Source organism: Paenibacillus sp. P2(2022) (assembly GCF_029522175.1).
In the GTDB taxonomy this organism is placed as follows: domain Bacteria; phylum Bacillota; class Bacilli; order Paenibacillales; family Paenibacillaceae; genus Paenibacillus; species Paenibacillus polymyxa.
The window spans coordinates 218,379-245,090 of sequence record NZ_JAKWFI010000001.1 but is presented as its reverse complement, the minus strand read 5'-3'; the positions used below and the strand labels follow the sequence as shown (position 1 = coordinate 245,090).

Annotated in this window: 22 protein-coding genes and 1 pseudogene; 6 read left to right on the top strand and 17 right to left on the bottom strand. The window is 44.7% G+C overall.

The genetic code is table 11. The annotated features are described in order from the left end of the window. Positions 1 to 51: 51 nt before the first annotated feature. The 3 genes from MMB75_RS01035 to MMB75_RS01025 all read right to left on the bottom strand — a co-directional run bounded on the left by MMB75_RS01035 (position 52) and on the right by MMB75_RS01025 (position 2,553). The gene (locus tag MMB75_RS01035; protein WP_045244290.1) at positions 52 to 1,224 is read right to left on the bottom strand and encodes an MFS transporter; all 1,173 of its coding nucleotides are present in this window, start codon (positions 1,222 to 1,224) and stop codon (positions 52 to 54) included. Positions 1,225 to 1,301: 77 nt separating this feature from the next. Next, positions 1,302 to 1,580 carry an ArsR/SmtB family transcription factor gene (locus MMB75_RS01030; RefSeq protein WP_016821820.1) on the bottom strand — a complete coding sequence of 93 codons (279 nt, stop codon included), beginning with the start codon at positions 1,578 to 1,580 and terminating at the stop codon, positions 1,302 to 1,304. A 235-nt stretch (positions 1,581 to 1,815) separates the two neighbouring features. Further along, positions 1,816 to 2,553, bottom strand: coding sequence for an SDR family oxidoreductase (locus MMB75_RS01025; protein WP_016821821.1), 738 nt, complete (start codon positions 2,551 to 2,553; stop codon positions 1,816 to 1,818). A 178-nt stretch (positions 2,554 to 2,731) separates the two neighbouring features. Here MMB75_RS01025 and MMB75_RS01020 point away from each other — a divergent pair, with 178 nt between their 5' ends. Next, on the top strand, positions 2,732 to 3,661 hold the full coding sequence (locus MMB75_RS01020) for an AraC family transcriptional regulator (protein WP_029514428.1): 930 nt from the start codon (positions 2,732 to 2,734) through the stop codon (positions 3,659 to 3,661). A 97-nt stretch (positions 3,662 to 3,758) separates the two neighbouring features. Here the strand turns inward: MMB75_RS01020 and MMB75_RS01015 are convergent, their stop codons facing one another. Together MMB75_RS01015 and MMB75_RS01010 are read right to left on the bottom strand one after the other, a co-directional pair. Beyond that, the gene (locus MMB75_RS01015) at positions 3,759 to 4,403 is read right to left on the bottom strand and encodes a hypothetical protein (protein ID WP_016821823.1); all 645 of its coding nucleotides are present in this window, start codon (positions 4,401 to 4,403) and stop codon (positions 3,759 to 3,761) included. An 85-nt stretch (positions 4,404 to 4,488) separates the two neighbouring features. Continuing rightward, on the bottom strand, positions 4,489 to 5,526 hold the full coding sequence (locus MMB75_RS01010) for a LacI family DNA-binding transcriptional regulator (protein WP_277506745.1): 1,038 nt from the start codon (positions 5,524 to 5,526) through the stop codon (positions 4,489 to 4,491). Between the two features lie 341 nt (positions 5,527 to 5,867). Between MMB75_RS01010 and MMB75_RS01005 the strand changes: the two genes are divergently transcribed. Beyond that, positions 5,868 to 6,920: a 2,3-butanediol dehydrogenase gene (locus tag MMB75_RS01005; RefSeq protein WP_016821825.1), complete on the top strand. Its 1,053-nt coding sequence runs from the start codon at positions 5,868 to 5,870 to the stop codon at positions 6,918 to 6,920. A gap of 172 nt (positions 6,921 to 7,092) precedes the next feature. Here the strand turns inward: MMB75_RS01005 and MMB75_RS01000 are convergent, their stop codons facing one another. After that, entirely contained in the window at positions 7,093 to 9,087 is a 1,995-nt protein-coding gene (locus tag MMB75_RS01000; protein ID WP_080942667.1) for an AraC family transcriptional regulator, read from the bottom strand. 332 nt (positions 9,088 to 9,419) lie between these two features. Here MMB75_RS01000 and MMB75_RS00995 point away from each other — a divergent pair, with 332 nt between their 5' ends. Then, positions 9,420 to 10,763: an amino acid permease gene (locus MMB75_RS00995; protein WP_016821827.1), complete on the top strand. Its 1,344-nt coding sequence runs from the start codon at positions 9,420 to 9,422 to the stop codon at positions 10,761 to 10,763. Positions 10,764 to 10,770: 7 nt separating this feature from the next. Then, complete coding sequence (locus MMB75_RS00990; RefSeq protein WP_017426835.1) at positions 10,771 to 11,934, top strand: VanZ family protein; 1,164 nt, start codon at positions 10,771 to 10,773, stop codon at positions 11,932 to 11,934. Positions 11,935 to 12,053: 119 nt separating this feature from the next. On the opposite strand, the gene MMB75_RS00985 is transcribed toward MMB75_RS00990, so the two are convergent. The 8 genes from MMB75_RS00985 to MMB75_RS00950 all read right to left on the bottom strand — a co-directional run bounded on the left by MMB75_RS00985 (position 12,054) and on the right by MMB75_RS00950 (position 21,519). Then, positions 12,054 to 12,707, bottom strand: a complete 654-nt coding sequence (locus MMB75_RS00985; protein ID WP_016821829.1) for a nitroreductase family protein — start codon at positions 12,705 to 12,707, stop codon at positions 12,054 to 12,056. A gap of 50 nt (positions 12,708 to 12,757) precedes the next feature. Further along, complete coding sequence (locus MMB75_RS00980) at positions 12,758 to 13,150, bottom strand: MarR family winged helix-turn-helix transcriptional regulator (protein ID WP_026065410.1); 393 nt, start codon at positions 13,148 to 13,150, stop codon at positions 12,758 to 12,760. 283 nt (positions 13,151 to 13,433) lie between these two features. Continuing rightward, positions 13,434 to 14,810 carry an NADP-specific glutamate dehydrogenase gene (gene gdhA, locus MMB75_RS00975; protein WP_019688217.1) on the bottom strand — a complete coding sequence of 459 codons (1,377 nt, stop codon included), beginning with the start codon at positions 14,808 to 14,810 and terminating at the stop codon, positions 13,434 to 13,436. A 418-nt stretch (positions 14,811 to 15,228) separates the two neighbouring features. Then, entirely contained in the window at positions 15,229 to 16,620 is a 1,392-nt protein-coding gene (gene thrC / locus MMB75_RS00970; RefSeq protein ID WP_045244289.1) for a threonine synthase, read from the bottom strand. Between the two features lie 216 nt (positions 16,621 to 16,836). Beyond that, positions 16,837 to 18,180 carry a TldD/PmbA family protein gene (locus tag MMB75_RS00965; protein ID WP_045244288.1) on the bottom strand — a complete coding sequence of 448 codons (1,344 nt, stop codon included), beginning with the start codon at positions 18,178 to 18,180 and terminating at the stop codon, positions 16,837 to 16,839. 3 nt (positions 18,181 to 18,183) lie between these two features. Further along, positions 18,184 to 19,578: a TldD/PmbA family protein gene (locus MMB75_RS00960; protein WP_045244287.1), complete on the bottom strand. Its 1,395-nt coding sequence runs from the start codon at positions 19,576 to 19,578 to the stop codon at positions 18,184 to 18,186. Between the two features lie 405 nt (positions 19,579 to 19,983). Further along, positions 19,984 to 20,289 (bottom strand): hypothetical protein, encoded by a 306-nt coding sequence (locus MMB75_RS00955; RefSeq protein WP_230681864.1) that lies wholly within the window; start codon positions 20,287 to 20,289, stop codon positions 19,984 to 19,986. Between the two features lie 357 nt (positions 20,290 to 20,646). Beyond that, a complete protein-coding gene (locus MMB75_RS00950; RefSeq protein WP_045244286.1) occupies positions 20,647 to 21,519 on the bottom strand; it encodes an AraC family transcriptional regulator in 873 nt (290 codons plus the stop codon). Between the two features lie 372 nt (positions 21,520 to 21,891). Here MMB75_RS00950 and MMB75_RS00945 point away from each other — a divergent pair, with 372 nt between their 5' ends. Then, a complete protein-coding gene (locus tag MMB75_RS00945) occupies positions 21,892 to 22,707 on the top strand; it encodes a copper amine oxidase N-terminal domain-containing protein (RefSeq protein WP_045244285.1) in 816 nt (271 codons plus the stop codon). Positions 22,708 to 23,511: 804 nt separating this feature from the next. Here the strand turns inward: MMB75_RS00945 and MMB75_RS00940 are convergent. Next, positions 23,512 to 25,752: a carbohydrate binding domain-containing protein gene (locus MMB75_RS00940; protein ID WP_045244284.1), complete on the bottom strand. Its 2,241-nt coding sequence runs from the start codon at positions 25,750 to 25,752 to the stop codon at positions 23,512 to 23,514. Positions 25,753 to 25,952: 200 nt separating this feature from the next. On the opposite strand from MMB75_RS00940, the pseudogene MMB75_RS00935 reads away from it, so the two are divergent. After that, positions 25,953 to 26,204, top strand: a pseudogene (locus MMB75_RS00935) (phenolic acid decarboxylase); the annotation flags it as partial. 171 nt (positions 26,205 to 26,375) lie between these two features. On the opposite strand, the gene MMB75_RS00930 reads toward MMB75_RS00935, so the two are convergent. Both MMB75_RS00930 and MMB75_RS00925 read right to left on the bottom strand, forming a co-directional pair. Further along, positions 26,376 to 26,543, bottom strand: coding sequence for a hypothetical protein (locus MMB75_RS00930; RefSeq protein ID WP_017426816.1), 168 nt, complete (start codon positions 26,541 to 26,543; stop codon positions 26,376 to 26,378). A 1-nt stretch (position 26,544) separates the two neighbouring features. After that, on the bottom strand, positions 26,545 to 26,682 hold the full coding sequence (locus MMB75_RS00925) for a hypothetical protein (RefSeq protein ID WP_155399769.1): 138 nt from the start codon (positions 26,680 to 26,682) through the stop codon (positions 26,545 to 26,547). Between the last annotated feature and the right edge of the window lie 30 nt (positions 26,683 to 26,712).

The window sequence follows — 26,712 nt, the reverse complement described above, 5'->3', positions numbered from 1 at the left end:
AAACAAGCCCAGCGATGCCATCTACCGCTGAGCTCGTTTTTCTATAATTCTTTATTCTGTCACACCCAATTCCGTGTGAACCGAAGATCTTCGTGAAAGTAGATATACAGCTACCATGGCGATAGCGACACCAGCTGCTCCAAACCAAGGGATGGAGGCCAGCGAAACCTGACCAACAACTACACCGCCAATTCCGGCTCCCGCTGCCATAGCAAGCTGCATGGTAGACTGGTTGAGACTCAGCATCACACCGGAAGATTCCGGTACGAGAGTGACCAAGTTATATTGTTGAGTAGGTCCGGTTGTCCAGGCTGCGAACGACCATAGAATCAATAAAGCAAATACTGCCATCAAAGAATGAGCGGCAAAAGGAAGTAAGAGTAAGGAAATACCGTGCAACATCATGCCCCCTAATAATGTAAAGGGTATACCCTTTTTATCCGCACTGTATCCACCAATTTTTGACCCGATTAGACTGGCAATTCCGAAGGCGAGTAATACTGAGCTTAGCATATCCTCTCCTACACCTGATACATTCAGCAAGTACGGTGAGATGTAAGTATACGCGAGTGAATAACCTCCTAGCCAAAAAAAGGTAATGCCTAATCCCAAGGCAACTTCAGGCTTTTTCAGAAGTGCAAACTGCTGCAGTAAAGGGATCGGTTGATCTCCTTTCAAGCGAGGGATTGTCATAGCGATAACGATCAAGGCAATAATCCCCGATAAAGCGATGCCGAGAAATACGGTTTTCCAGCCATATGCAGAAGAGATCATTCTCCCAAGCGGCACCCCTATAATCAGCGAGGCTGTAAAACCCATAGTGACTGTAGCAATAGAACTGGCCTGCTTGCCAACTGGGGCTATTTTTGCAGCAATGCTCAGTGCAGTAACCACGACCATCCCCGCCCCGAGGGCCATCAGAATACGTGCGGCAATAAACATCCCAAAACCTGGCAAGACAAAGGAGAGCATATTGGCTACTGCAAATAATCCTAAGGAACTCAAGAGCAGGTTGCGTCTGTCCCATTTAGCGGTTACTGCCATCAGAATCGGCGTGCCTATCGCGTAAGCAAGAGAAAAGACGGTAATCAACTGGCCCGCTGCGGACACCGTAATCCCCATGGTTGTCGCAATCTGATCCAAAATACCTGAGATAATGTACTCAGATGTACCTACCAAAAAACTGACAATGGCCAAAATGTACACCTTCCACGTGCTCTGCATTTTAAAAAACGCCTCTTTTCTTTAGTTTTTTTATATTTTTGTATTTTTACAAATATCGAAATTAAGACTAAAAAAAATTATGTCAACAGGAACGGGGCATATTTCTGTGCTGCTTCCACATCCAAGCTGTAATAAATAAACGTCCCCTCTTTGCGGTATGTGAGCAGTCCCGATTCTGCCATTTGCTTCAAATGGTGTGATAGCGTTGAAATCGCTACACTGTTCAGCTTCTCGCCCAGTACAGAGCAGCATTGATCACTTTCCTCTTTTAGCAGAAGTGCTATCTTGAGACGAGTCGGTTCTCCAAGTGCTTTATATATTTTTACAGCTTGCTGCATCTCTGTTGTCTCTTTCACCCTGTTCGTCTCCCTTCGGTTCCAGTCTTAATTTCGATGTTTGTCGAAATTAACTTAACACAAACATTGGTAAAAGTAAACCCGATTATGTTAAAGTCGCATCTTTTTTGGACTCTATAGTGTGAATAATGGTCTTCCTCATCTTATAATAAAAATAATCCCCCATCGGCAAAGAAGGATAGGGGACAAAACAATCTGAATGCAGAGATGGAACCACGGATTTTATTGCATGGAGTTAATTTGTGCTTGCCGTGGGTCTGACAATGATTTCATTCACATCTACATCCGCAGGCTGCTCCATGGCATACACAATGGAACGAGCAATGGCATCCGGCGAAATCGAAATACGGCGGTATTCTTTCATTCCCTGCCGAGCCTCTTCATCTGAAATACTGTCGGCAAGCTCGGATTCGGTTACTCCCGGTGATACCAGCGTTACACGAATATCCCCACCAACCTCCATACGCAACCCCTCAGAAATCGCCCGAACTGCATACTTCGTTGCGCAGTATACTGCTGCAGTCGGCGTTACACTATACGCGCCAATAGAAGCAATATTGATAAACTGACCAAATCCTTGTTTTTTCATGATGGGAAGCCCTGCCGCGATCCCATGCAGAACGCCTCGTATATTAACATCAATCATGCGGTCCCATTCTTCTACTTTCAGGGCTTCCAATTTTGAAAGAGGCATCACTCCTGCATTGTTCACAATGACATCCACACGTCCAAACCGTTTTTCAGCGTACTTAATGAACGCTTCCATCTGCTCCCTTTGGGTCACATCCAGTTGCATATAATCAGCCGATCCCCCTTTTGAACGAATTTCGGAGGTAAGAGCCTCCAGTCGTTCTGTGCGTCTGGCTCCTAATACAACATGAGCCCCATGTTGAGCAAGTAAACGAGCAGTAGCTTCACCGATTCCACTGCTTGCTCCTGTAATAGCTGCAACTTTCCCTTTAATATCTAACATGCTTATTCCTCCTTTAGTTAAGAAATTATTGAAGTAGAATGCTGTTTTCCTTTTCACATGTTTATTGAGCATTGTTTCTACATCTTTATTATGAGACGATGGTGATTGGAGATGGTAGAAGAATCAGAGCAAATTATTGCCTAATCCTCCAGAGGTTCATTAGAAGGGATGTGTCATGATGGAGGCAACTAATATAGAGGATTTCACGATGAAAAAACAAGCCGAATTGCCCATTCTCATAGAACAATTTACAAGTCACGACGGAGTTCACGCTACAGATATCCCTTCACTTCACTTCGTCCGAAGTTCGACTACCACCGTTCCAATTTATCAGGTCCATGAACCCGCCTTATGCATTGTGGCTCAGGGAAAAAAAGTCGTGATACTCGCAGAGGAAAGTTACTATTACGGCACATCCGACTACCTTGTGGTTTCGGTGGATTTACCAATTTCCGGGCAGGTGATACAAGCCTCAGCAGAAGCCCCGTATTTGTGCTTCCGGCTCAATTTTGATCCGTATCAGGTTTTGGATCTCATCAAGGAGTCTACTTTTCCTACTACCTCAATACCTGATTCCAGACGAGGCTTGTATGTAAGCCAGACCAACTCCCTACTGCTGGATGCCGTGGTAAGGCTCGTACGTCTTTTGGAAAGACCGCAGGATATTCCGGTGTTGGCTCCATTAGTTATACGTGAGATATTGTATAGGATTTTACAGGGGAAGCAGGGAGAGTCCTTAAAACAACTGGTCATGACTGGTAGCCATTCAAACCGGATCGCAGAAGTCATAAAGCGAATTAAACAAGATTATGATAAGCCGTTGCGAATTGAGGAATTGTCCCAACTGGCTAATATGAGTCCTTCGTCGCTACATCGTCATTTTAAAGAGGTTACAGCTATGAGCCCAATGCAATATCAAAAACAATTACGTCTGCAAGAGGCCCGTCGCCTGTTGTTATCTGAATCAGCAGATGCGGCAGATGTCGGTTTTCAGGTAGGCTACGAAAGTCCCTCTCAATTCAGTCGTGAATACGCTCGCTTGTTCGGCCTCCCTCCAATTCGTGACATCAAGCGCTTGCGTGTAGATCAGGATCACCTCCAATCATAATCGCAGGATGTACAAACAGCACAAAAAAGCTGCCTCGGGTAGAGAAGCAGCTTTTCATTTTATATACTTCTAGGCAAAGCTCATCGCTCATTCAGCATCAGTACGGATTATCCAGCTTGGCGAACAGAGCACGAATAACATCCTTCTCTGCCGTAGTAAGCTGTTGTCCTGCCTGCCATTGTTGAATCTCTTTCTTGACTTCCTTCGGGTCTCTATAGCTGAGAGCATACCCGATGCCCCCTATACCTTGTACGCGGTTGGTTTTGTCCATATCTGCCAATGCTCGGATCATCGTAGTTTTGTCCCTTGTAAACAAATCTTCCATAAGATTATCGTATTCTTCAGTTAGCGCTCCATCCAAGCCAGCAGTGCCCTTGATCACATTCGGGAAACTTTCCGAAGGAACCAAAGCGCGCTGTTTATAGAGATAATCAATGATTTCCATGCTTTGATGTTCACTAATTTCGTTCATCTTCCCCCAATGGATACCTGCCAAATGGTCCGTAATATGACGTACTTTTGCTTCATCACTGAGGGATGAATCCTTATAAAAGGACAGTACAAGTTCCTCTTTACTTTGCTGGGTATGCTGCGTACTGGTTGCACTGGCCGCACTTTGCTTGGGCTCCTCATTGCTTGCTCCAGACGGCGACGCAGGGTCAGCATGGGGAGTACATCCTAGGATTACAGCCAGCAATAATGTAGTACAAGCTCCAGAAACGAACACGCTACCTTTTGACATGAATCCACTCTCCTATCCATATCTATTACGCCTGCAGCCATTCATCCATGGTTATAACGGAATAGGGTTCAGAGCTAGACTTACTTTACTCGTCATGTCCAACCGTAGGCTTACGGATCACGGAGAAGCTGGATTCCCTGACAATCAGGCGAGGCTCAAACTGTATACGCTCATAATCCCCCACGGTCTGTTCCTGAATTCGCTTAAGCAGCAGTTCCGCAGCCAGGCGTGCCACCTCTTCCCCCATGATAGAAACTGAGCTGATCTGCGGGGTCGTTACCGTAGCCCACAAATTGTTATCAATACCGACCACTGCAACCTCTTGCGGTACTTTTACACCCAAATCCTTAAAGCGGTTTACGATTCCTATGGCCACCATATCATTAACTGCATAAATCGCATCCGGCATATTTTTCAAGCTGTAAAAATAATCGGCTGCCCGTAGCCCGGTCTCGAAGGAAAAGTCATCGCCAAAATACACCAGTGAAGGGTCCACATGCTGGAGAGACTGCTCATAAGCAAAGTATCTCTCTTCGATTTTGTCCTTCGCCGCACCTGCATAAGCAATTCTCGTTCTTCCGATTTTAAGCAAATGCTCCATCACAAGTCTTCCCTCTTGCCGGGCCAGACTGACGATATCCGCTTTGACGTCTTCACCCAGCTTCTTGCCATAGTTAATAATAGACACGGGAACGTTCGCTTTGTTAATCAGATCAACCAACATTTTGGGATACGCCAGCGGCATAATGATGAGCCCGTCTACATGCAGCTTCTTAACCTCACGCACCGTTTCAAGCTCCATTCTGGCATTCCCGGCCGTATTGATCTGCACGACACGATAACCGTGCTGCTTGGCAGCCTGTTCTACGGACCAAGCAATCTCTGGAATGATGGCGTTCCGGATATCTGGTACAGCCAGCGCAATTTGGCGTGTCTGCCGCACCTTTAGACTCTGAGCTGAAGTGTTAGGCGTAAAGCCCATTTCTTCAATCACTTGCAAAATAAATGCCTTCGTCTTGGGGCTGATACCCTCGCTATCGTTAATAGCCCTGGAGACAGTCGCAATACCGACCCCTGCCCGCTTGGCTACATCCTCTATGGTTACTTTCTTTTGCTCTGACACACCCAAAATCCTTTCACGCTCGGAATCGTTTTCTCTCTATGCACATAAACTCTCTAATATAGATATTATACCACAGAATGAGTCTCTAAAAATTGAATTCGTTTTCTTCTAGTCTCTTCCTCACCTGAATAATTCATAAAAACTCTTTTGTACAGAGCAACAAGTCAAATATAGCGCCATAGTCACAAGTGATTATATTCACAAAAAAATCAAGTGCTTTTTGCATTAATTTGGTTTGACAATGTGTAAAAATTGTGACATATTATTTTTCGGAAACGTTTCCTTATTCATTCACTTTTATAGCAGCAATGATCATATATTCATCAAGGAGATGACAAGACATGCAAGCATTGAGATGGCATGGAGTAAAAGATTTACGTTTGGAAAACATTGAGCAACCCGCTGCTCTTCCAGGAAAAGTAAAAATCAAAGTAGAATGGTGTGGCATTTGCGGAAGTGATCTTCACGAATATGTAGCAGGACCGATCTTCATTCCTGAAAACGCTCAGCATCCACTGACTGGCGAAAAAGCTCCGATTGTGATGGGACATGAATTTTCTGGACAAGTCGTTGAAATCGGTGAAGGTGTAACTAAAATTCAGGTTGGCGACCGTGTAGTCGTAGAACCGGTTTTTGCATGTGGAGAATGTGATGCATGTAGACAAGGCAAATATAACCTTTGCGATAAAATGGGCTTCCTCGGTTTGGCAGGCGGCGGCGGTGGATTTTCTGAATATGTCGCAGCTGACGAGCACATGGTTCACAAAATTCCAGAAAGCGTATCCTTCGAGCAAGGCGCTTTGGTAGAGCCTTCGGCCGTTGCTTTGTACGCTGTACGTCAAAGCCAACTGAAAGTCGGCGACAAAGCTGTCGTGTTTGGCGCTGGTCCTATCGGATTGCTGGTTATTGAAGCGTTGAAAGCTTCGGGCGCATCTGAGATTTATGCAGTAGAGCTTTCCGAGGAGCGTAAAGCTAAAGCTGAAGAGCTGGGTGCTATTGTGCTTGATCCTAAAACTTATGATGTTGTGGAAGAACTGCACAAACGGACCAACGGTGGCGTAGATGTAGCCTATGAAGTCACTGGAGTACCTCCTGTGCTGACTCAAGCGATTGAATCCACTAAAATTAGCGGACAAATCATGATCGTCAGCATTTTTGAAAAAGAAGCTCCAATCAAACCGAACAATATCGTTATGAAGGAACGCAATCTGACTGGTATTATCGGCTACCGTGATGTATTCCCGGCTGTCATCAGCTTGATGGAAAAAGGGTATTTCCCTGCTGACAAGCTTGTGACCAAACGTATTAAGCTCGAAGAAGTAATCGAGCAAGGTTTTGAAGGTCTCCTGAAAGAAAAAAATCAGGTTAAAATCCTGGTATCTCCGAAAGCCTAATATCGAAAAAAACAGATGTCTGCCCTGTGCAGGCATCTTTTATTATAAAACCAGGTTGCACGGCAAACGTCCATGTAAATGAAAAGACAAAACAGCGCTCTCCTACTGTGGCTTCTGCCGTTAAGTGAGAAAAGCGCTGTTTTTATTATAATGGCTAGATTATTGAGTTACATTATTTCATTACATTTTTCAGAACATCGTCAATCATTTGACTGTTTGCGATTGTACCTGTATACAGCCAGCTGGAATCCTTGCCAAAGTCGTATACATGGCCTTCTCTGACTGCCGGAATTCCTGCCCAGACTGGATCTTTAATAATCTCATCCTTGCTCACATTTTTGCTGTTCACGATAAAGATATAATCAGCGTTCAGCTCAGCCAATTTTTCCAGCGATAAGTTGCTCCAGTTCGCCTTGGCTGTTTTGGAAATTTCCTGTACGACCTGTGGAATCTTGAATCCCAAATCCTTGTACAATACATCACCGCTGGATAAATTCTGGTTCACCACATATACGTTTTTATCCGTTACCCACAATGCCGCAGCCGTTTTTTGTCCTACCGTCTGACTTAGCTTGGCTTTCGCCTCTGCTGCTTTTTTGTCGTAATTGCTTAATGCCTGCTTCGCTTCACTGCTCTTATTCAGCACCTCACCCACGGTCAGCAGCTCTTGGCGCCAATCATTATTCATATTACTGCCTACAACATAGGTTGGAGCAATTTTGGAGTATTGATCATATTTGTCGCCTTCCACCATGCTCGCACTGTCCATAATGATCAAGTCAGGCTTGAAATTCAGAACCGCCTCGAACGGAAGATCTGAAGCGATGGCAGGAACATCTTTCAGTTCTTTTTGCAGGTAAGCTTGAACTGAATTTTTACCCACCGACCATTGGGCTACCGGTTTAACATCCAACGCCACCAGATGATCCTCCAGATAAGAAGCGAGCACACGCTGAGGCTGAGCCGGAACCTTCACCTCATGCCCAAGTGCATCCTTCAGTACCCTTTCCTGTGATGCTGGTTCTGCTGATGTATTATTGTTCCCTTGCGAAGCGCCATCGGTTGCCGTAGGACTGGATGTGCCTGAGCACGCGCTCAGCAGCAAGGTAAAACTAAGCAATACAATAAATGCCATGGAATGCTTTGTGTTTCTATTCATTTGTAAAATCCCTTCGTCATGGTTTTGATAATGATTATTATCCTCAATACCAGTATGCAGGGCACCACCTGTTGAATCAATGGAACATTCAGACAGGCTTGATGGATTATCCAGACGCATATCACTAACAAAAGCAGATGAATATAAGCTGTCCCGATAATGAACCGGGGATACGCCAGTATATTTTTTGAATGCCCGGCTAAAGAAATAGACATCTGAATACCCCACACTCGCAGCAATATCCTGCAAAGTAGCATCCGTCTTCCGCAAAAGCTCCTTCGCCTTGTCCATCCGTAATTGAATCAAGTACGTAATCGGGCTACTATCCGTTTGTTTTTTAAATAACCGGGTCAGGTGTCGCGGACTACATTCCAATAATCCGGCCAAACGTTCCAGCGTGATGGACTCCGCATAATGAGCCTGCATAAATCGAATTGCCTGTGCCACGACATCCCGCGTGGAGGTCCGAGCCTGCGGTTCCTGCGATTGGCGCATACATTCATATGCAAAATCATAGAACCGACCCTGCGCCTGAACTTTGGATAACGCCTCTTGATCCTGCCATGTGTTCGCCAGTAGCTGCAGCTTTTGATATAGTATAGCCGGATAGGGCGGTATGAAACCATAGGCTGCCGAAGGTTGATGATAAACTGTGCGTCCTGATAAAGAAGTTGCTTTATATAGTACAAGAATATATTCGATCCCGCATGATGAAGGCTTGATATTCAGGTCAAAACCTTTGCTGCCATGCAGTACATAGCCTGAATGGGATGCATCCTTCCAATCATCAGCCAAGCGCACGCTACCCTGTAGCATAAACACAAAAGCATGCGCTGGGAGACGATATAATTGAACCAGCTCTTCCGCTTCCAATCGAATGTGCCGGACATCCATGACACGGATCGACGAATGAAGCCATACGGACAGCAGCTTGTTCAGTTCATCAGCTTCATGCCCCTTGCTCATCCCGGATTGAGAATCTGTCTGCTTTTGCCGATCCTGCTTCACGTATCAAAGCCTCCGCTTCATAAATTCATACTTTTTTCCAAACCAACCTCATTATATATCATCCTTTACTTTGGCTACCATGAAACAATTATTCCCGCGCGAAACAAGGTGAATATAACATAAAGACAGAATGATATCGATATTACAACAATCGTCAACAATATCATTCTGCCTCTGTTTCTACATTTTTTCCTCTATCTATTTTAATCTCCCTACCAGATCCTATTTCTTTCATTTCCTAATTGGATATTTTCATGTAGTATAAGTCTAATTGAAGTAACCCTGCTTGGGCTATGCTGAAGCTGTACACTATGATGAAGGAGGATTTCATATTGAAATCAAATGAAGCAACTTTACACAAAAAGCTTCGACCACGGCATATTACCTTTATGGCTATGGGTGGAGTCATCGGGACGGGTATTTTTAAGGGTAGCACCGAAACGATTAGCTTGGCAGGACCTGGAGTTATTTTATCCTATGTCTTCGCAGGACTGCTGCTCTTGGTCGTTATGGGTGCGATTGCCGAGATGGCTACCGTCTACCCCAACATGAATATGAAGGATTTTATTCGCAAGGCTTTTGGAGAACGACTTTCTTTTATTATCGGCTGGTTGTATTGCTTCATGTGGCTGGCTGTTTGTGTCATTGAGGTCATTGCCGCGGGAAGCTTCCTGCAATATTGGCTGCCAGATGTCCCTCTATGGCTCCTCAGTTTAGCGAGTGCGGCTTTCATTATTGTCGTCAACATGCTGAGTGTCGGCGGTTTAGGGGAGCTGGAGTTTTGGCTGGCAGGCATTAAAATTGCCATGATTATTATCTTCATTGCCTTGGGTGGCTGTATACTGTTTGGGATTATCCCCACTGAAACTCCACCTTATTTAAGCAACTACGCTCAGCACGGCGGGTTTTTCCCCAATGGCTGGCTGGCAATCTTTTCGGCATTGCTGGTCGTTACCTTTTCTTACGGAGGTTCTGAGCTGATCGGATTGACGTTGACGGAGACTGAAAATCCAGAAAAGGTACTGCCTAAAGTGGTTAAAAGCTTTATTCTTCGCGTTGTTTTGTTCTATACGCTGCCTATTCTCATTATTTGTGGCTTGATTCCCTGGAACCAACTGGATGCAAGTACCAGCCCGTTTGTACAGGTATTGTCTTCTGTAGGGCTTCAAGGCTCAGCTCATGTCATGAACTTTATTCTGATCACTGCTGTACTGTCAGCCGCCAATTCGGGAATTTACGGGGCTACACGCATGCTCCATTCGCTGGCGATTAATGGAGAAGGTCCCAAGTCACTCGCTCGCCTGTCTTCAAATGGAGTTCCGGTGAACAGTCTCAAACTGTGCGCGGTCATCCTGATTGTTGGCTCCATGGTCGCATACGTCGCTCAGGACGGGCTGTTCCGTATTTTAATGGCTGTACCTGGCTTTGTCGTGCTGCTCGTCTGGAGCTGCATCTGCCTGTCCCAATTGAAACTGCGCAAATCTTATCCAGTGGAGCCTACCTTCAAGATATGGGGATTCCCTTATGTGACGGCGGTTACGGTCGGATGCCTATGGGTCATTGCCTTCCTGTTCTTGATTGACCCGCAAAATCGGATTAGCATCAGCGTATGCGTGGCTTTCATGGCATTTTTGGTCATCTGGTCTTTGGTGAAGTTCCGGAGAAAGCAGGCTTAAACAGCTCATGATTCAATCTTATCTGTTTCCCGTTTCATATGCTTTTCTGGCCTTCCCTGTTGCTGCGTTATTGTTTACACTTCCGTTCCTTATCGTGCAATATCGCAGACATGGCTATATTCACAAGGCTAGAGCGTGGCTGCTTTACTTGATGCTTTTATACTTGATGAACACCTTCTTTTTAGTCATACTACCGCTTCCGGCATCGCGTCATAATGCTGCTTTGGCCGGGGGAGCTTTGCAGTGGATGCCCTTGCAGTTCGTGCAAGACATCATAAGAGAAACATCCGTTTCACCTGCTCATCCTTCCAGTTATTTGCATCTGCTGAAGGAGCGTGCTTTTCTGCAAGTGGTTTTTAACGTAATGATGACCATGCCTTTCGGTATGTTCTTACGTTATTACTTCCGTGCACGATGGGGCTGGTGTCTGATTCTGTCCTTCGCCTTGTCTCTCTTCTTTGAGGTGACACAGCTGACAGGATTGTATGGATTTTTTGACCATGCGTATCGTGTATTTGACGTGGACGATCTGATGGCCAATACTTTGGGCGGTATGCTGGGCTTTCTGCTCGGCGAATGGTTTTCACGCTTTCTTCCCCGCTTGGAGCATCTGGACAAGCATGTGGACATTACAACCAAACGGGTGTCCTATACGAGACGAGGAGTAGCCTTCTTAGTGGATTCTATCCTTTGGACAGGGTTACTCGGCATGATGGAGTCCCTGCATGTATCTGCTGCTTTCTGGATTTCCAGCGGGATATACTTTATGGTGGTTCCTTACCTGACGAATGGACGGACTCCAGGGAAATGGCTGGTACGTATTCATCTTACAGGGAGAGGAAAACGAGTTTCCCTGTGGGAGCTCATCAAGCGCTACAGTCTCTTGTACTGGTTGTATTTTGGACTGAATTACGTACTGGGTGGACCTGTGCTGCGGTCTCAAGTGTCCCCTTGGGTAAGTGTGCTGATCGGTCTTGTGCTATTGGTGTTGAACGGATGGTTCTTTCTCCATCTGGTCATACGCCTGTTCAAGAAAGCACCGTTATTTTATGAGGAGCTTAGCCATACTTCTCACCAGATTATATGGCCCAAGCGCGATCATCCACCTCAGAATGACACTGCTGACTATGGACAGACGTCGGGAGCGAATATAGGTCAAGGATCACCCTAAGACTAAAGGACGTCATCAATTTCCGAATCAGCGTTACATCGTGCAAATAAAAACAGGCGGAGCAAAGGATGTCCTTTGCTCCGCCTGTTTTTTTATGTCGCGTATAGATATAACTTAACTTATTTCCACTGTGCAATTTGATCAATCGGCAAACGTGTGGACGGGTGCCCCTCGTTGATTCCTTTACCCATCGAAATGAGCATAACAGGAACATAACGATCTTTGTCCATACCAAAGGCCTCGGCAATTTGATCCTTTTCATAACCACCGATAGCGTTGGTATCGTAGCCATGAGCGCGTGCCACCAGCATAAGCTGCATAGATACCAAACCACCGTCGATCAGGACCGTTTCTCTGTTCACAACGGGATCAAGGGCAGCAAAATGGGCTGTTACTTTTTCCTGTTGCATTTCTTTAATGTCTTGTGGCATATAGCCCAGTTCTACAGCTTCTCCGAAGATTTGTTCGAAATTATCAAAGTTGTTCAGATCCCCAAACACAGCGATCACGGCCGAAGAGGTCTCCACTTGACGTTGGTTGAAACGAGCCAATGGTGCCAGGGTTGCTTTACCTTCCGGGCTGTCAATCACAAGGAAACGCCAAGGTTGCAGATTAATGGATGATGGTGCACGTGTAGCTTCCGTCAAAATCTCAGTCATTTCCTCGCGGCTGATCTTCACGGACGGATCGTATACTTTTACCGAACGGCGTCCCAATGCGATTTCTTTAAAATCATTCGTTTTTACAATATTGGATGTATTCGTATTACTCATTCCAATCTCTCCTTTGTTCCTCTGTGGGTAAATGTAAAATTACAATGTTGTCAGTCCATACTGGATATATGACTATTCATCACTTGCAGCATATCAGCTAGCTGCTGCCGCTGGGTCTCGTCGAAGCTCTGTAGCAGCTGAGCTACAAACTGCGAGCGCTCCTGCTTAAAGATGACAATACGCGCACGCCCATAATCGGTTAGGCTTACCAAGGTAACCCTGTTGTCCTCTGGCTTCGTGCGTCGTGTGACCATTCCTGTCGCTTCCAGTTGCTTCAAATGACGCGTAACGGCTGCAGCGTCAATGCCAACCTCTTTTTGCAGCAGCGTTTGACTAATCTCCTCCACTTGATACAGCTTGCATAATAGCTGCAATCTGGATGCGCTGACTCCTGCACACCGCTCGAACTTGGAGCTAATCTGCTTGTTCAGTAGCAGCAGCATATCAAAAATATAATCAGCCTCGGATGGTGTCTGGGTGATATCAATCTCTCCTCCCTTTAGCATATCGCTGGGCCTCGTGATCCAACCTTTGATCCATCAATTATTGATCTATCAAGTAATATACATCCTCTTTAGCAATAAATCAAGTCCCTGAGAAAAATAAAGTGCCTCATGCCAAATAAAAGCTGAGCGACTCACACGGAGCCGCTCAGCTTCAATTTTGCTTTTATTAGCTAGGTTATTCAATCATTGTACAATGGAGAAAAGGAATTGTGACGTTGAGTTAGATAATTCCGTGAGACAGCATAGCATCAGCCACACGCACAAATCCGGCGATGTTCGCTCCGACCACCAGATTGCCTGGCACGCCGTATTCCTCAGCCGCCTTCACGCTGTTAGCATAGATATTTTTCATAATATCATGCAGCTTGGCATCCACTTCCTCAAAGGTCCATGACAGGCGCATGCTGTTCTGCGACATTTCGAGCGCCGAAACCGCTACTCCACCTGCATTGGCAGCTTTGGCTGGTCCAAACAGAACCCCGTTCTCCAAAAATACTTCAATCGCCTGTAGCGAGGACGGCATATTGGCACCTTCACCGATAGCTTTTACGCCATTACTTACCAGCAACTGTGCTGCTTGCTCGTCGATTTCATTCTGTGTCGCACATGGCAGTGCGATGTCGCATGGGATTGACCAGATTCCCGAGCAGCCTTCTGTATAGATTGCGCCTGGACGCTCTTTCGTATACTCGCTAATCCGCAGACGATTCACTTCTTTAAGCTGCTTCACCAGCTTGAGATCAATACCGTCTGGATCATAGATATAACCATTCGAGTCACTACATGCCACGACTGTAGCACCGAGCTGCTGTGCTTTTTCAATCGCATAAATGGATACGTTCCCCGAGCCCGACACAACAACACGTTGTCCTTCAAAGGACAAACCTTGAGCTTGCAGCATCTCGTTTACAAAATACACACAACCGTATCCAGTCGCTTCTGTTCGTGTGAGACTGCCTCCGTAATGAATCCCTTTACCTGTCAGGACGCCGCCTTCATGTCCTCCGCGAATACGCTTGTATTGCCCGAACATGTATCCGATCTCACGGCCGCCTACACCAATATCCCCTGCCGGAACGTCGGCATCTGGGCCGATATATTTATACAGCTCCGTCATGAAGCTTTGTGTAAAACGCATCACTTCGTTATCTGATTTACCTTTGGGGTCAAAATCCGAACCGCCTTTGCCACCACCGATTGGAAGACCCGTCAACGCATTTTTGAAAATTTGCTCAAAGCCCAAAAATTTGACGATACCCAGGTACACAGATGGATGGAAGCGAAGTCCACCTTTATAAGGACCAATCGCACTGTTAAACTGTACGCGGAAGCCACGGTTGACCTGTACATTGCCTGCATCGTCTACCCAAGGTACACGGAAGGTAATGACACGTTCTGGCTCCACCAGCCGTTCCAAAAGCCCCTGCTGCATATACTTAGGATGCTTAGCCAATACCGGAATTAGCGAATCCAAAATTTCTTTGACGGCCTGATGGAATTCATTCTCATGAGGATTGCGCGCGATAACCTTCTCAAAAACGGACTGCACATATTCGGCTGCTGCTTGTTGACTCTGCTCTGGACGGATCATGGTCATTATTTAATACACCCCTTTTATAATTAGCCCCTCTGTTAAATGACGGAATGACTTTTATTCTGCACCTTCGAGAGTGGAACTTTATGTATTCATAAAATTTAGTTAACTATACATGATTTTTTATATAAATACATCCAATTTCCCTATAAAAGATTTTTGTATCCTTCATTAAATAACTCTATGAACCTACCACTGCCTGTTATATTCCTAAAGCCAAATCCCTTGATTTACGGGCTTTTTTCACGATTTCTAAGGCCCTAACACCTTACTCTATGTGGCATTATAATGTGAACAAATTGAAACTAAAACATACATCATATCTGGAAAATATGGATATAAAAAAGGAGGCTAGCGCCCAGGACGCAGCCTCTTTCCCATCCGTAAGAAGGTAACAACTCACCATTACGGAAATATTCTGTTACACATAAAAGGCTTCAAGCTGACGCACAATTTCGGCCTCGTCATGCTCTACCACCTGCTGGTGTTGCGGCTTGGAGAACAATTGTTCAATTTGCGCCGGGAACTCTTGCTTAATGTCCACCAGACGGATCGCCTCATCGAATTTGGCCGGATGTGCTGTCGCAAAGGTCACACAGACTTCGTCCGCGCCATTATACGCCTCATACGCGGCAATACCGCAAGCCGTATGCGGATCAAGCAAATAATCGTATTCAGCTTTGTACTTTTTGATCAGCTCCAGACACTGCTCATTCGAAGCACCCAGCGCTTCAAAATCCTGCTGGACACGTTTCAAATCCTCTGCACCGATCACAATCCGTCCCTCTGTTTTGAGGTTATTCATGTATTCAGATACCTTGGCTGCATCCTCTCCGAGGAAGTAGTACAGGTATCTTTCGAAATTACTTGCCACCTGAATGTCCATGGAAGGACTGTATGTGCTTTTGAAATCGCCCGGCTGGTATTCGCCAGTCTTCACGAAGCGCTCCAAAATGTTATTTTCGTTCGTGGCAATGATCAGCTTGTGGATGGGCAGACCCATTTTCTTCGCAAGAAAGCCGGAAAAGATATTGCCAAAGTTGCCGGATGGCACGCTGACATTGATCTTCTTCGTACCCGCAGACTCCTGCGCCCGGAAATAAGCATAGAAGTAATAAACGGTCTGCGCCAAAATACGCACAAAGTTAATCGAATTAATCGCCCGCAGATGATGTTTGGCTTTGAAGTCCAGATCTGCAAACAGGTCCTTAATTACTTTTTGACAATCGTCAAAGTTCCCTTTTACTGATAGATTCAGCACGTTCTCATCGTCTACTGTCGTCATTTGCAGCTCTTGTACCTTGCTCACCTTTTGATGCGGATGCAAAATACAGATTTTGATGCCTTCCTTGCCACGCACGCCTTGAATGGCTGCTGCTCCCGTATCGCCCGAGGTTGCACCCAAAATATGAATGATCTCATTCTGCTTTTTGGACACGTAGGAATAAAATTCACCCATAAATTGCAGCGCCACATCCTTGAACGCGAACGTAGGCCCATGGAACAGCTCCAAAATAGACAGGGAATCGTTGATCTTCTTCACTGGCGTAACTTCCGGATGACGGAAGCTTGCATAACTGCGCTTCACCAGCTGCTCCAAATCCTCACGAGGAATCTCATCATTGATATACAGCGCAAAAACTTCCAGCAGCAGCTCTCTGTAGCTCAATGTAGCCCACTGCTCCAGCGTAGCTGCCGACACGGTCGGAATCTGCTCCGGCACCATTAGTCCTCCATCGTCAGCTAACCCCATGAGCACAGTATCAATAAATCCCTTGGCTTCTACGCGACCTCTAGTGCTTATATATCTCATATACATCCCCCAATAAAAATTCAATTCGAACCTTTTTTCGAATATATTATTGTCTATAATACCCTGTCGCGGTGCTGTAACCAAGCCTTTTTTTCATATTTTAAAGACTTTCTCCTACTTTACCATACCCCGATGCGTCAAGCATCTGTCATTGCTAGACAATCAGAACGTCAGGAACAGGCCGTAAGTGTGAAAAAAAGCAGGCTACTCCAGTCATTAGGAGCCTGAAATCGAAAGTGCAGCCAACTTGAGCGAAGGAGATGTGCAGCTTCCCGTAAAACGCAAATCGTTGCCAACTTCCTCTACCTGCTGTAGGACGTCAAAGAAGTTGCCTGATACGGTAATCTGATTGACCGCTCTGACCACCTGCCCCTGCTCAATCCAGTATCCCAGACAAGCCAGCGAAAAATTACCGGACGCCGTATTGGTACCCGCATGCAGCCCTTGCAGCTCGACGATCATCAGCCCACGATCCGTCTTGCGAATCATGTCCTCCAATGTACACGTGCCTGGAGCCACGTACAGATTATGATACGACACCCCAATTTTACCGTTATAGCTGCCTTTGGAAGCATGAGAGGTACTCTGTACCCCAGCCTTGCGGGCCGTCTTGCGGTTATGGAAATACGTCCGCAGTTCGCCATCCTTAATGATCTCGTTGCGGCGTGTCGCACTGCCTTCCGCATCAAACGTGCTGCCTGCCGGAACGTTTTTCATTAGCGGATCATCAATCAGCGTGATATGTTCGCTTGCCACCTTCTGACCCAGCTTCCCAGCCAAGCGTGAAAAGCCTTTATCCACCGATTCTGCTGAAAATACCGACGTATACGCAGCCAGCAATTGCGCTGCTGCATCATGACGAAAAATGACCGGATAGTTATCCGATTGGATCGTGTGCGCCCCCAGCTTGGAAACAGCCTCTTTCACAGCTTTATGCGCCACATCTACAATATCGATCTCTTCCACGCTCCGCAGCGAATAATCATGCCAGCCCCCGGTAACGGTTTCGCCATGGTCGGCTGCAATCACATACACATAAGCGGTCGCCAGACTTTTGCGACGATGACAGTTCAGTCCTTTAGTATTCACAATCAGGACCTCATTTTCACGAATGCTGACCGAGCAATGCCGAGCCATCACGATACGTGGATCTGCGGCAAGCGCTGTACGTTCCATTTCCAGCGCCGCTTCGATCAGAATTTCAGGAACTGTGTCAGCCAACGCTACGGCATAGGCAGGCTGCTCAGGATAGCTCTCAGAGCCTTCAAACAGCTCATCCTGCTCCTCGCTCTCCAATATGTCCGCGTTACTGCGTGCTTCTTCCAATAAAAAGTCGATCACATCCGGTTCCAGCTTCTCCGTAGAGGCATAGCCCATTTTCCCGTTAATAACACCACGGAAGGAAAGTCCGCCATTCTCAACGATGGTATATTGGTCAATCTCTCCCTTTAGCACCTTTACGGAGGTAGAACGTCCATTTACATAGTAGATTTCCATATCCGCATAGCCCATTTCCCGACCTTTGGCGAACAACGCTTCCTGAAATTGCTGAATATTCATCGCCTATTCCCCCTTTCGTCCGCCGACGGTCATTTCGGATACACGAATCGTCGGTTGTCCGCAGTTGACCGGAAGACTTCCACTGACCGAGCCGCACATCCCCTGACCATGATCCAGATTGTTGCCGACCATATCAATATTTTGCAGGGTTTCAATCCCTTTGCCGATCAACGTCGCGCCTTTGACCGGCTCGCCAATTTTACCGTTGCGAATCATGTACGCCTCTTCCACTGCAAAATTAAACTCGCTCGTCGAGGTATTCACCGAACCACCGCCCAGCGATTTGGCATAGATCCCGTACTCCGTATTGGCAATGATCTCTTCACGGGTAGACGCGCCATTCGCAATGAACGTATTGTTCATACGGGATGCAGGCGCGAATTTATAGGATTGTCTTCGTCCTGATCCCGTCGCAGGTACACCCATCTGGCGCGAGCCCATGCGGTCGATTAGATATCCTTTTAAAATACCGTTCTCGATCAGTACGTTGCGCTGTGTCGGCGCTCCTTCATCATCGATATTGAGCGAGCCCCATGCATTTGGAATCGTTCCATCATCTATAGCTGTGACGAGCGGTGAAGCCACCTGCTGCCCGATTTTATTGGCAAACACGGAAGTTCCATGCGCCACCGCCGTAGATTCCAGCCCGTGTCCACACGCCTCGTGAAAAAGGACGCCGCCGAAGCCATTCTCAATTACAACAGGCAGCCTGCCGCTAGGCGCATATCCTGCTTTGACCATCGTGGACGCAATGCGAGCGGCGTGTCTGGCATTTTCTTCGATGTTCAGGTTCTCCAGGAATTCAGTCCCAGCATACGCTCCCGGTCCACGGAACCCGGATTGTCTATGCTCCCCATCAGTCGCAATCGCGCTTATTCTCATGCGTGTATACGTACGGGTATCCTCCACCAGCAGCCCGTTGCTATTGGCGATTAAGATGTTCTGGATCGAGTTGCTGATCCCAACAGAGGTTTGCGTGATGGAAGGATTATATTGGCTTGCCGCCTCATGCGCCCGTCTCATCATGTCAATCTTGGCACGTTTCTGTGAACCATCAGGTATGATCGCAATCGGATGTTGGTTAGGGATGGCATGAGGATGGAGTGTAATCGTGTGTGCACCTGGTGCTCCACCTCCACGAATAGCCTTGGCAGCCGATTTGGCCAGTCTGATCAGGCTCTGTTCGCTCATATCACTGGTGTAGGCATACACCGAGAAATGCTCCTTCATGATCCGAATGCCAATCCCAAAATCCCGGCCCGACAGCGCCGTATCCACGACGCCCCCAGTCATGCCCAATTGTCCATTGGTGCGGTCCTCGACGAACACCTCTGCAAAATCTCCGCCCGTCTCCAGCGCGGCTTGCAGCATATCCTGAATCTGTGTTGGATGTATCATCACGTTCCTCCTCTTTTTTGCCATGTTTCATATTGTACGTTTAAGCGATCAAGAACATATGCGGGTTCATGCTTATTTCCCATAACTTTACTATACATGATGTCGGGAGTGGGTGTAACTATCTGGGCGTAGGGTGATTGCGGGGAGAGTGAAGATTTATGCGCGGGGATGAAGGGATTGAAATGAGAAAACCCGATCAGACCGTGAAGGGTCATGTCGGGTTAGCTTGAGTTGCTTGATTACTGGGTGAATTGAGCCAGTACGTGCAACTAAGGACGCTACGTGGACGGATCATTCTTCCGATCGCTGTTGCCCTCAGATTTTTTTGATTATATTTTAGCGGTTAAAATCCGGGTTCAAAGGCGAACGCTCCGCTTCTTCAGAACAATTCCGTCCCCTCCGCTGCTATGCTTGGGTTTGCTTCATTTTGTTTGCCAAAATACTTTTTTTCAAGCGAACTTTAAACAGTTCTCTTCGTAAATCTAGTTCCATGATATGAAGATGCTCTGCTGCTTCTTTGACGGTTTCCATGTGCAGTACGCTTGCCTTTTGAGAAATGATAGCTAGCGCATCCCAAATGAGCTTTGTGCAGGTTTTAAGTCTCTCTATGTGTTCATCTTCTTGCTGTACCAAGCTCTCGTATTCTTTAGCCGTATTTTCAGATGAGTTTGTATGTTCCATGCTCTTTAGTATCTTAGGTAGGGTATCCAAGTTATCATCTCCTTTTTATTCAAAGTGTAGCAAAGGATGATAACGGATGTGGTACGTAGATACGTAACAATGAGAGAATAATAGATAAGGTTATTATGACAATTTAGTGTGCAAGATAAAATAAGACTCTTTGACATTCCAAGATAAGGATTATATCAAACTTAGAAGTTTTAAAAGTACAACTAAATAAGTAGATATTATTTCTATTCAAATCATTAGTCTCGTGAAATAAATTATCCTTTCTTTCACGCCAAATGGCTGTACCTTAAAAGAAATACCTTCTTCACAAAATGAGCTCAATTGTAAAAAGAGCTGCCGAAACAGCTCAAGAAATACCTCATGATCACACGCATTATTTTACTTTTTCAAGATGGGTATCCATATTTCACTTTTGAAAGTCGGTGAGGTTATATCTTTACTCTCATTCCACAAGATTTCCGGACCTTCTATTTGTTCATAGTTTGAGGATGGGAACCATTCGGAATAAATACGCCCCCACACATCTTGTAAAGTATCAGGAAATGATCCGATTGCTTCAAATACTGCCCATGTTGAGGCTGCAACTTCAAGTTGTGTTAGGTTATCTGGACACTCCTTTGTTGTTGCAACGCCAATATAGTGATCAAGCTCCCCTTTTTCCTCCATTCTACCTTCAGAAAAGTTTGTGGATGCGCTAAGCAACCCCATAGGCTCGACATTAGAAATACTTTTAAGATTATTGATCGTTTCACTCTCTAAACTTTCCCACATCGCAGCAATCTCTGGATTGACTCCGTTGAAAATAATGGGAACTCTTTTCTTGATACCAACGATGCAAAATGCCCCTTTTTCTTCAATTCGATAGTTCATTTCACTTCCCCCTTTAATGGATAACTGGAAGGTCATTCGTGGATATGCTTTAAGTGAACGGCCATTAATTCTGGCTTCAGACGGCGTTAATCCATGTAAATTTTGAAAAGCTCTTGTAAAAGAATCTGGTGAATTGTACCCGTATTTAATCGCGATATCAATAACCTTTAGTTTGTTATCTTTAAGCTCGAATGCTGCAAGAGTGAGGCGTCTGCGGCGGATGTATTCTGATAACGTAACACCTGCAAGAAAAGAAAACATTCTTTTAAAATGAAATTCAGAGCAGTAAGCCAACCTTGCTACCTCTTTAAAATCAATTTCGTTAATCAGGTTCTCTTCAATATACCTTATCGCTTCATTCATGCTCTTAAGCAAATTCACTATATGACCTCCTTCATCAATAGAATAACAGTAGTTGAATGTATCCATCCGACAATTCCTGCGCAATTATGTAGGGTCTATTCTTATTCATAAATTTAGTGCGAATACATTATAATAGAGCGCGTTTGAGGTACTTATCAGGAATAGATGGTACAAGCTCCAGCAAGCGTTTGACTGTCATGGAATTTTAAAGTCGTATACATTCGAGATGATGGAGAGATTCTTGCAAACAAGTCCGAATTATTGGAGCAGTGGTCTAATGCAGAGCAAGTTGGAGAAAATTTATTTAAAACTAAAGAAGGACAAACTATCACTGCTCCGAAGCAAACATGCGACCTAACACAACCTATCTCAATTCACGGAGGTTGAAAAATGAAACGAAAATATTTTTATAGAACGGCCGTATTATCTCTTGTGGTTTTTGTGAGTGCTATATTTGGAACCTCTTTGCTCAAAGTGAATGATTATGACGTTTTGTACTGCACACCGATTGGTCCCTACGTTAATGAAGAAAAACGTCTCATGGTTCCGCTTCGTTCCGTTACCGATCTTCTTGGCGCAAAAGTTGATTACAACGGTAAACTTCAGGAAGCAAAAATCAGGTGGAGGTCAAACGAAATTGTGTTTCAAAAGGGAGCAAAAACATATAAACTGAACGATACCTCAGCACAGATGGACACTCAGCCCGAAGTGATTCAGGATGCCTTTGTCATTCCGCTTGGGGTATTGCTGAGAAGTATGAATATCCCGTTTGAGTATATGAACAACAAAGTGATTGTAAAAGATCCAGCTTTTGACCAAAGCAAGATTTTTCAAAGAGTAATAGAACTGGATCGAGGAAGATCCATTGTTGACAATCCTTCTGCACTGAGTATTCAAAATTTCAAACTTGTGGAAGAGAAAAACTCAGCAAGCGAAACCAGAGGGAGTATCACGGTGAGTGGGTTAAATGGGACAGGCTCTACGATTAGTGAAGGGAAAGAAGATTTGCACATCATTGGCTTCTTTAATCAAACGATGGAAATGGATGCAGATTTCGCGTCTGTAGATATCCCAGATCGAAAACGTCTAAAAGTTAATCAGGAAGGTCACGTGTCTCAAAGTCTGTCGTATCTTAAAATAAGTGACCCTTTGCAGTACATACTAGCTGCCGGAAGAACATTACAAACGAAGAATGAACGAAAATAGTAATATTCCGTTGGACTGAGCCTTTTAGTTTTGCCAGGACCAAGGAAGCTTTGTTTTAATATCTACTGGATAATCTCGTTTAACTGATAAGATTATGTCTTGCACCATGGCTTTTCTTATGCCTATATAAGAAATTATAAAACGTATCTCCATTTTTAACACTATAAATAACTATGACTTTCCATCCTCCTATCAGAGTTAACATACACACTTAAATCGCGGAAGGGTAAAATCCCACGCCAATTGGCCAGATTGGTTTCTCGAAGGATTACAGCAGTTGTACTAACGTAGCAAAATTCTACAACTAAAAGCTCTCACTTAACTCAATGTCTTAAATATTTCATGTCTACATTTGGTCTACAATAAAAGTGATTAAAAACAAAAACCCGCTCAATGAGCGGGTTTCAGTATAGAGACGTGGGGAGTTTCCCCTCTGTTCCAAACTTTTTTACCAGACATTAAATGTTCCTCAAACCCTACAACAATACTTCAAGAGCAATTGATTTATTACCCATTAAACTATCAAGCATTATTTCTTAATGTCAACATGTAATGTTATGGTCTAGCCACTCATCTCGATATAATACTACCACGCACTCTACATGCCTTGAGTGTACAAAAATGATGACCCTAAGGCCTGATCGCCCCTTGGCGGAAAATCTATTATTTTTTAGATCAGAGTCTTTATGTCTTTCTTTTTTTATTTTCTACTGAAAGTGTCCCTCCTGATCCATCTGCCCCAAGGCAGTCTTGGTTTTTCTGACTTTCTGACAATCCTGTCAAACATAAAACCAGTAAAATAATTTATTGCTCAACTACCCCAAAATCATCCACATAAACATATGCTGTACCAGGATTCTTGTAAGCATACACTGTTGCCCTGGTGGCGCCTGCTCCGGTTGTAAAAGGAATGTTTACCATTGTCCAGGATGTACTGTCAGATGTTGCGGATGCATCCATTCCTTCAAAGCCATTAACGCCAATCTGAATCCGCTCGCCTATGTCTGCCTTAACCCAGGCGGTACACATATAGCTGGTATTAGGACTTAGCCCCGTAAGTACCTGCTCGATACCATCTTCTCCGGGTCCCAATCTAACACCCTTAGAGCCGCTTCTTGGTACCGATACACTTGCAGCAGTATCTGAATATGTTGCTGCCCATGGTGAGATTATCCCTTTCTCGAAATCAGATTGCCTTACGTTATTAACATAAAGTAGGCTGACACTCTCAAAAACCGGGTCCGGAGGTGAAGAAAAATCATGCCCGGCAGTCCAGTCAGTTCCACCGAACTCATATGCTCCAATATCCGGTGCCGCACCAACATAATCATTCGTGATTCCAGATATTACAACCCCTGCATTAATAGCTGGAGAAGTAGACTGCAACCTGAAATCATATGCTGTGGGATTCACAAATAACGGATTGGTTTCTGAGGTAATATTATTTCCCTCTATATGAGTACCAGGCAGTGTAAAGGCTGTAGTAAAGATATTGTTGAAAATTCTGTCGCCGTACATATCCGACTGAAAATTACTTCCCCAATATCCTACATTTCCGTTACTGTAGGTGGTATTGTTATAAATCAGGTTAAAATTACTGGGTGTATTCAATCTTATCCCTGTATAGTTTCCCCATACAACATTATGATGCACAGTATAGCCCTTGCTACCGTTATCCAGATAGATACCAGTGCCGGAATAATTCTTTGCCAGATTATCATGGATGTAATTATGATGAATTACCGTCCCTTGCCCATCCCAGGCAAATTCATAGAGTATTCCGCAGTCTTTTGTCAGCTTTCCTGCATTGTACAGATTATTATATTGTATCTGGCTGTTTTGGGTAGGCATAAATATCAGATGACGCCCAGCGTTATATACCGTATTATGACTGATTAGATGGTTTGCCCCCAATAGATAGATTGCCGGAATATCCGCTGCCGAATAATTTGCTTCATGAATAAGATTATTAATTACCTTATTTCCTGTTCCCTCTATACTCACCAGATTACCGGAACTGTAGGTCAAAGTACTGTCTCTAAGCTCATTATTGGTACCGGACATAAATATCCCTGTACTGTATTGTCTGGTAACATCCGAATCATGACTGACATATTCCGCAATCATATTAGAAACTCTACAGTAATTAGAATTAGACATTTTAATGCTGGAGGCAAAGATATTAATTCCGGTAATATTTATGTAAGAGCGGGAACTTAAATCAAATGCATAAGTCCGCTTCTTTGCTTCTACTGTCAAAGTATTCGGATCAACTCCACCAGGTGCCCATAAATAAAGTCTGCCAGTAATGCTGTCATAATACCATTCTCCCGCACTGTCAAGATCTTCAAGATTACCAGTAATATAATAGCTGTTACCGCCTGTCGCTGCAGTATCTATTTGATCAAAGGTAATGGAGCCGTCACTTGAGCTGGTAATGGTACTTTTATAAGATTTGTAGCCTGTTCCCGGAACACTCCAAACCGTTTTGCCAACCCAGTATCCAGGTGCCTGAGTTAAGTTTCCATCCTTGATGGTTGTAGTGGAACCGGAATCAACTGTTGCATATTTTGAATTTAAGGGATCAAGTGTTGGTGAATTGGGCCATCTAGCTTCAAATTGCATTTGCTTATTAACAAATATCTGATTTTTTGTTCCAAGGGAACCCGTCATTTCCGCATAATAGATGGATCCGGAGTAATTTTTCCAGCCAGTAACCGGATCGGCACCGGATACCGTTACGTTCTCTCCTGTATAAGCCTCAAAGTTTATGGGTTTTGCAGAAGTTCCGGAAGTATGAAGTGTTACTGTTTCCCGGTATGTACCACCTCGTATGATGCAGGTATCTCCGGCTTTCATGGTATCTGCTGCCTTTTGTATGGTTTTCCATGGATTTGATAGTGTACCGGTCCCAGTGATGTCATTCCCCGTTGTAGAAACATAATATACGGAATTTGCCTTTACAGTTTCCACACCCAGATTAAAAGTAAATACATAAATCATCATAATTACAACTAAAAATCTAAAGCCTGTTCTCTTATTCATAGCTTACCTCCTGGAATGAATTCTATTTTTAGATACGGCTTCTACGCCTGGGCTTAAGTTCACTGCTAGATATGTTCTAATATAGAAATTTGTGTATATATAAGCCCTTAATTATTTAATCGACTTATACCGACTTAAAGTTTATGATTCTTTCGGCGAAGCTTCTCCGATACTGAACCCATCCAGCCATTTCATTGACCATGCATGGTATTATTTTCTTTCCGAAATGGGTGCATGAGCATCCAGAGATTAAAGTACGCTATCAAAATGATTTCATCCCTCTAATGGAAGAATCGCGTGAAAAGTATGAGACTTATCCGAAGCATGTAGTTCCTGAATTCGCATATATTACTTTCATTGAAAATGCAGGTGTGAACAACGAGAAGTTGATTGCCCAGGCACCTTACGCGGGCATGACAGATGATATTCGTGCGGGTAAGTTGCAAGCATAGTCAATCAAGGCGAATTGAACTAAAAAGCCTGAGCCTGTGTCCCATAACGTAAGACAAATTAAAACACCTACCAACCTGGTCATACCCTGTCTACTTGACAGGGGTATGACCAGGTTGGTAGGTGCCCAGCATCTTTTTTAATGTTCTCTATAACCATCTAATCTCCATTGGCTATTCTTCTTTCTCTTTTTCATCATGAAGCATCATCTCTAATACAACATATACAAACTGTGCTCCGTCCTTCATGCCCTGCCAGTACAAAGCTTCATTCTCCAATGCTTGCTTGTAATGATGCTTATCCTCCCATTCCGAGAATTCAGGTCTGTTCACAATATCCATCTCAGAAAGTCTCTTCGGTTCCTCTGGGCAGGGCATCAGGATCAATATTTACGCTAATTCCCAGTCGGTCAACAACCAGGTTCTCAATCGTACTTTTATCGCTTCCATTATTCCCCGCAAATACATACATCATTGGCATACGTTGACCTTCCCTGCATCTGTTTTATTA

Excerpts from the sequence above, each read along its gene's own strand:
- MMB75_RS01020 (WP_029514428.1), top strand. The coding sequence starts at position 2,732 with ATGGAGGCAACTAATATAGAGGATTTCACGATGAAAAAACAAGCCGAA.
- MMB75_RS00930 (WP_017426816.1), bottom strand. The coding sequence starts at position 26,543 with ATGGATATTGTGAACAGACCTGAATTCTCGGAATGGGAGGATAAGCAT.
- MMB75_RS01025 (WP_016821821.1), bottom strand. The coding sequence starts at position 2,553 with ATGTTAGATATTAAAGGGAAAGTTGCAGCTATTACAGGAGCAAGCAGT.
- MMB75_RS00985 (WP_016821829.1), bottom strand. The coding sequence starts at position 12,707 with ATGAGTAATACGAATACATCCAATATTGTAAAAACGAATGATTTTAAA.
- MMB75_RS00925 (WP_155399769.1), bottom strand. The coding sequence starts at position 26,682 with ATGCCAATGATGTATGTATTTGCGGGGAATAATGGAAGCGATAAAAGT.
- MMB75_RS01035 (WP_045244290.1), bottom strand. The coding sequence starts at position 1,224 with ATGCAGAGCACGTGGAAGGTGTACATTTTGGCCATTGTCAGTTTTTTG.
- MMB75_RS00960 (WP_045244287.1), bottom strand. The coding sequence starts at position 19,578 with ATGATACATCCAACACAGATTCAGGATATGCTGCAAGCCGCGCTGGAG.
- MMB75_RS00965 (WP_045244288.1), bottom strand. The coding sequence starts at position 18,180 with ATGAATATTCAGCAATTTCAGGAAGCGTTGTTCGCCAAAGGTCGGGAA.
- MMB75_RS00980 (WP_026065410.1), bottom strand. The coding sequence starts at position 13,150 with ATGCTGCTGCTACTGAACAAGCAGATTAGCTCCAAGTTCGAGCGGTGT.
- gdhA (WP_019688217.1), bottom strand. The coding sequence starts at position 14,810 with ATGACCATGATCCGTCCAGAGCAGAGTCAACAAGCAGCAGCCGAATAT.
- MMB75_RS00945 (WP_045244285.1), top strand. The coding sequence starts at position 21,892 with ATGAAACGAAAATATTTTTATAGAACGGCCGTATTATCTCTTGTGGTT.
- MMB75_RS00940 (WP_045244284.1), bottom strand. The coding sequence starts at position 25,752 with ATGAATAAGAGAACAGGCTTTAGATTTTTAGTTGTAATTATGATGATT.
- thrC (WP_045244289.1), bottom strand. The coding sequence starts at position 16,620 with ATGAGATATATAAGCACTAGAGGTCGCGTAGAAGCCAAGGGATTTATT.
- MMB75_RS01015 (WP_016821823.1), bottom strand. The coding sequence starts at position 4,403 with ATGTCAAAAGGTAGCGTGTTCGTTTCTGGAGCTTGTACTACATTATTG.
- MMB75_RS00990 (WP_017426835.1), top strand. The coding sequence starts at position 10,771 with ATGATTCAATCTTATCTGTTTCCCGTTTCATATGCTTTTCTGGCCTTC.
- MMB75_RS01005 (WP_016821825.1), top strand. The coding sequence starts at position 5,868 with ATGCAAGCATTGAGATGGCATGGAGTAAAAGATTTACGTTTGGAAAAC.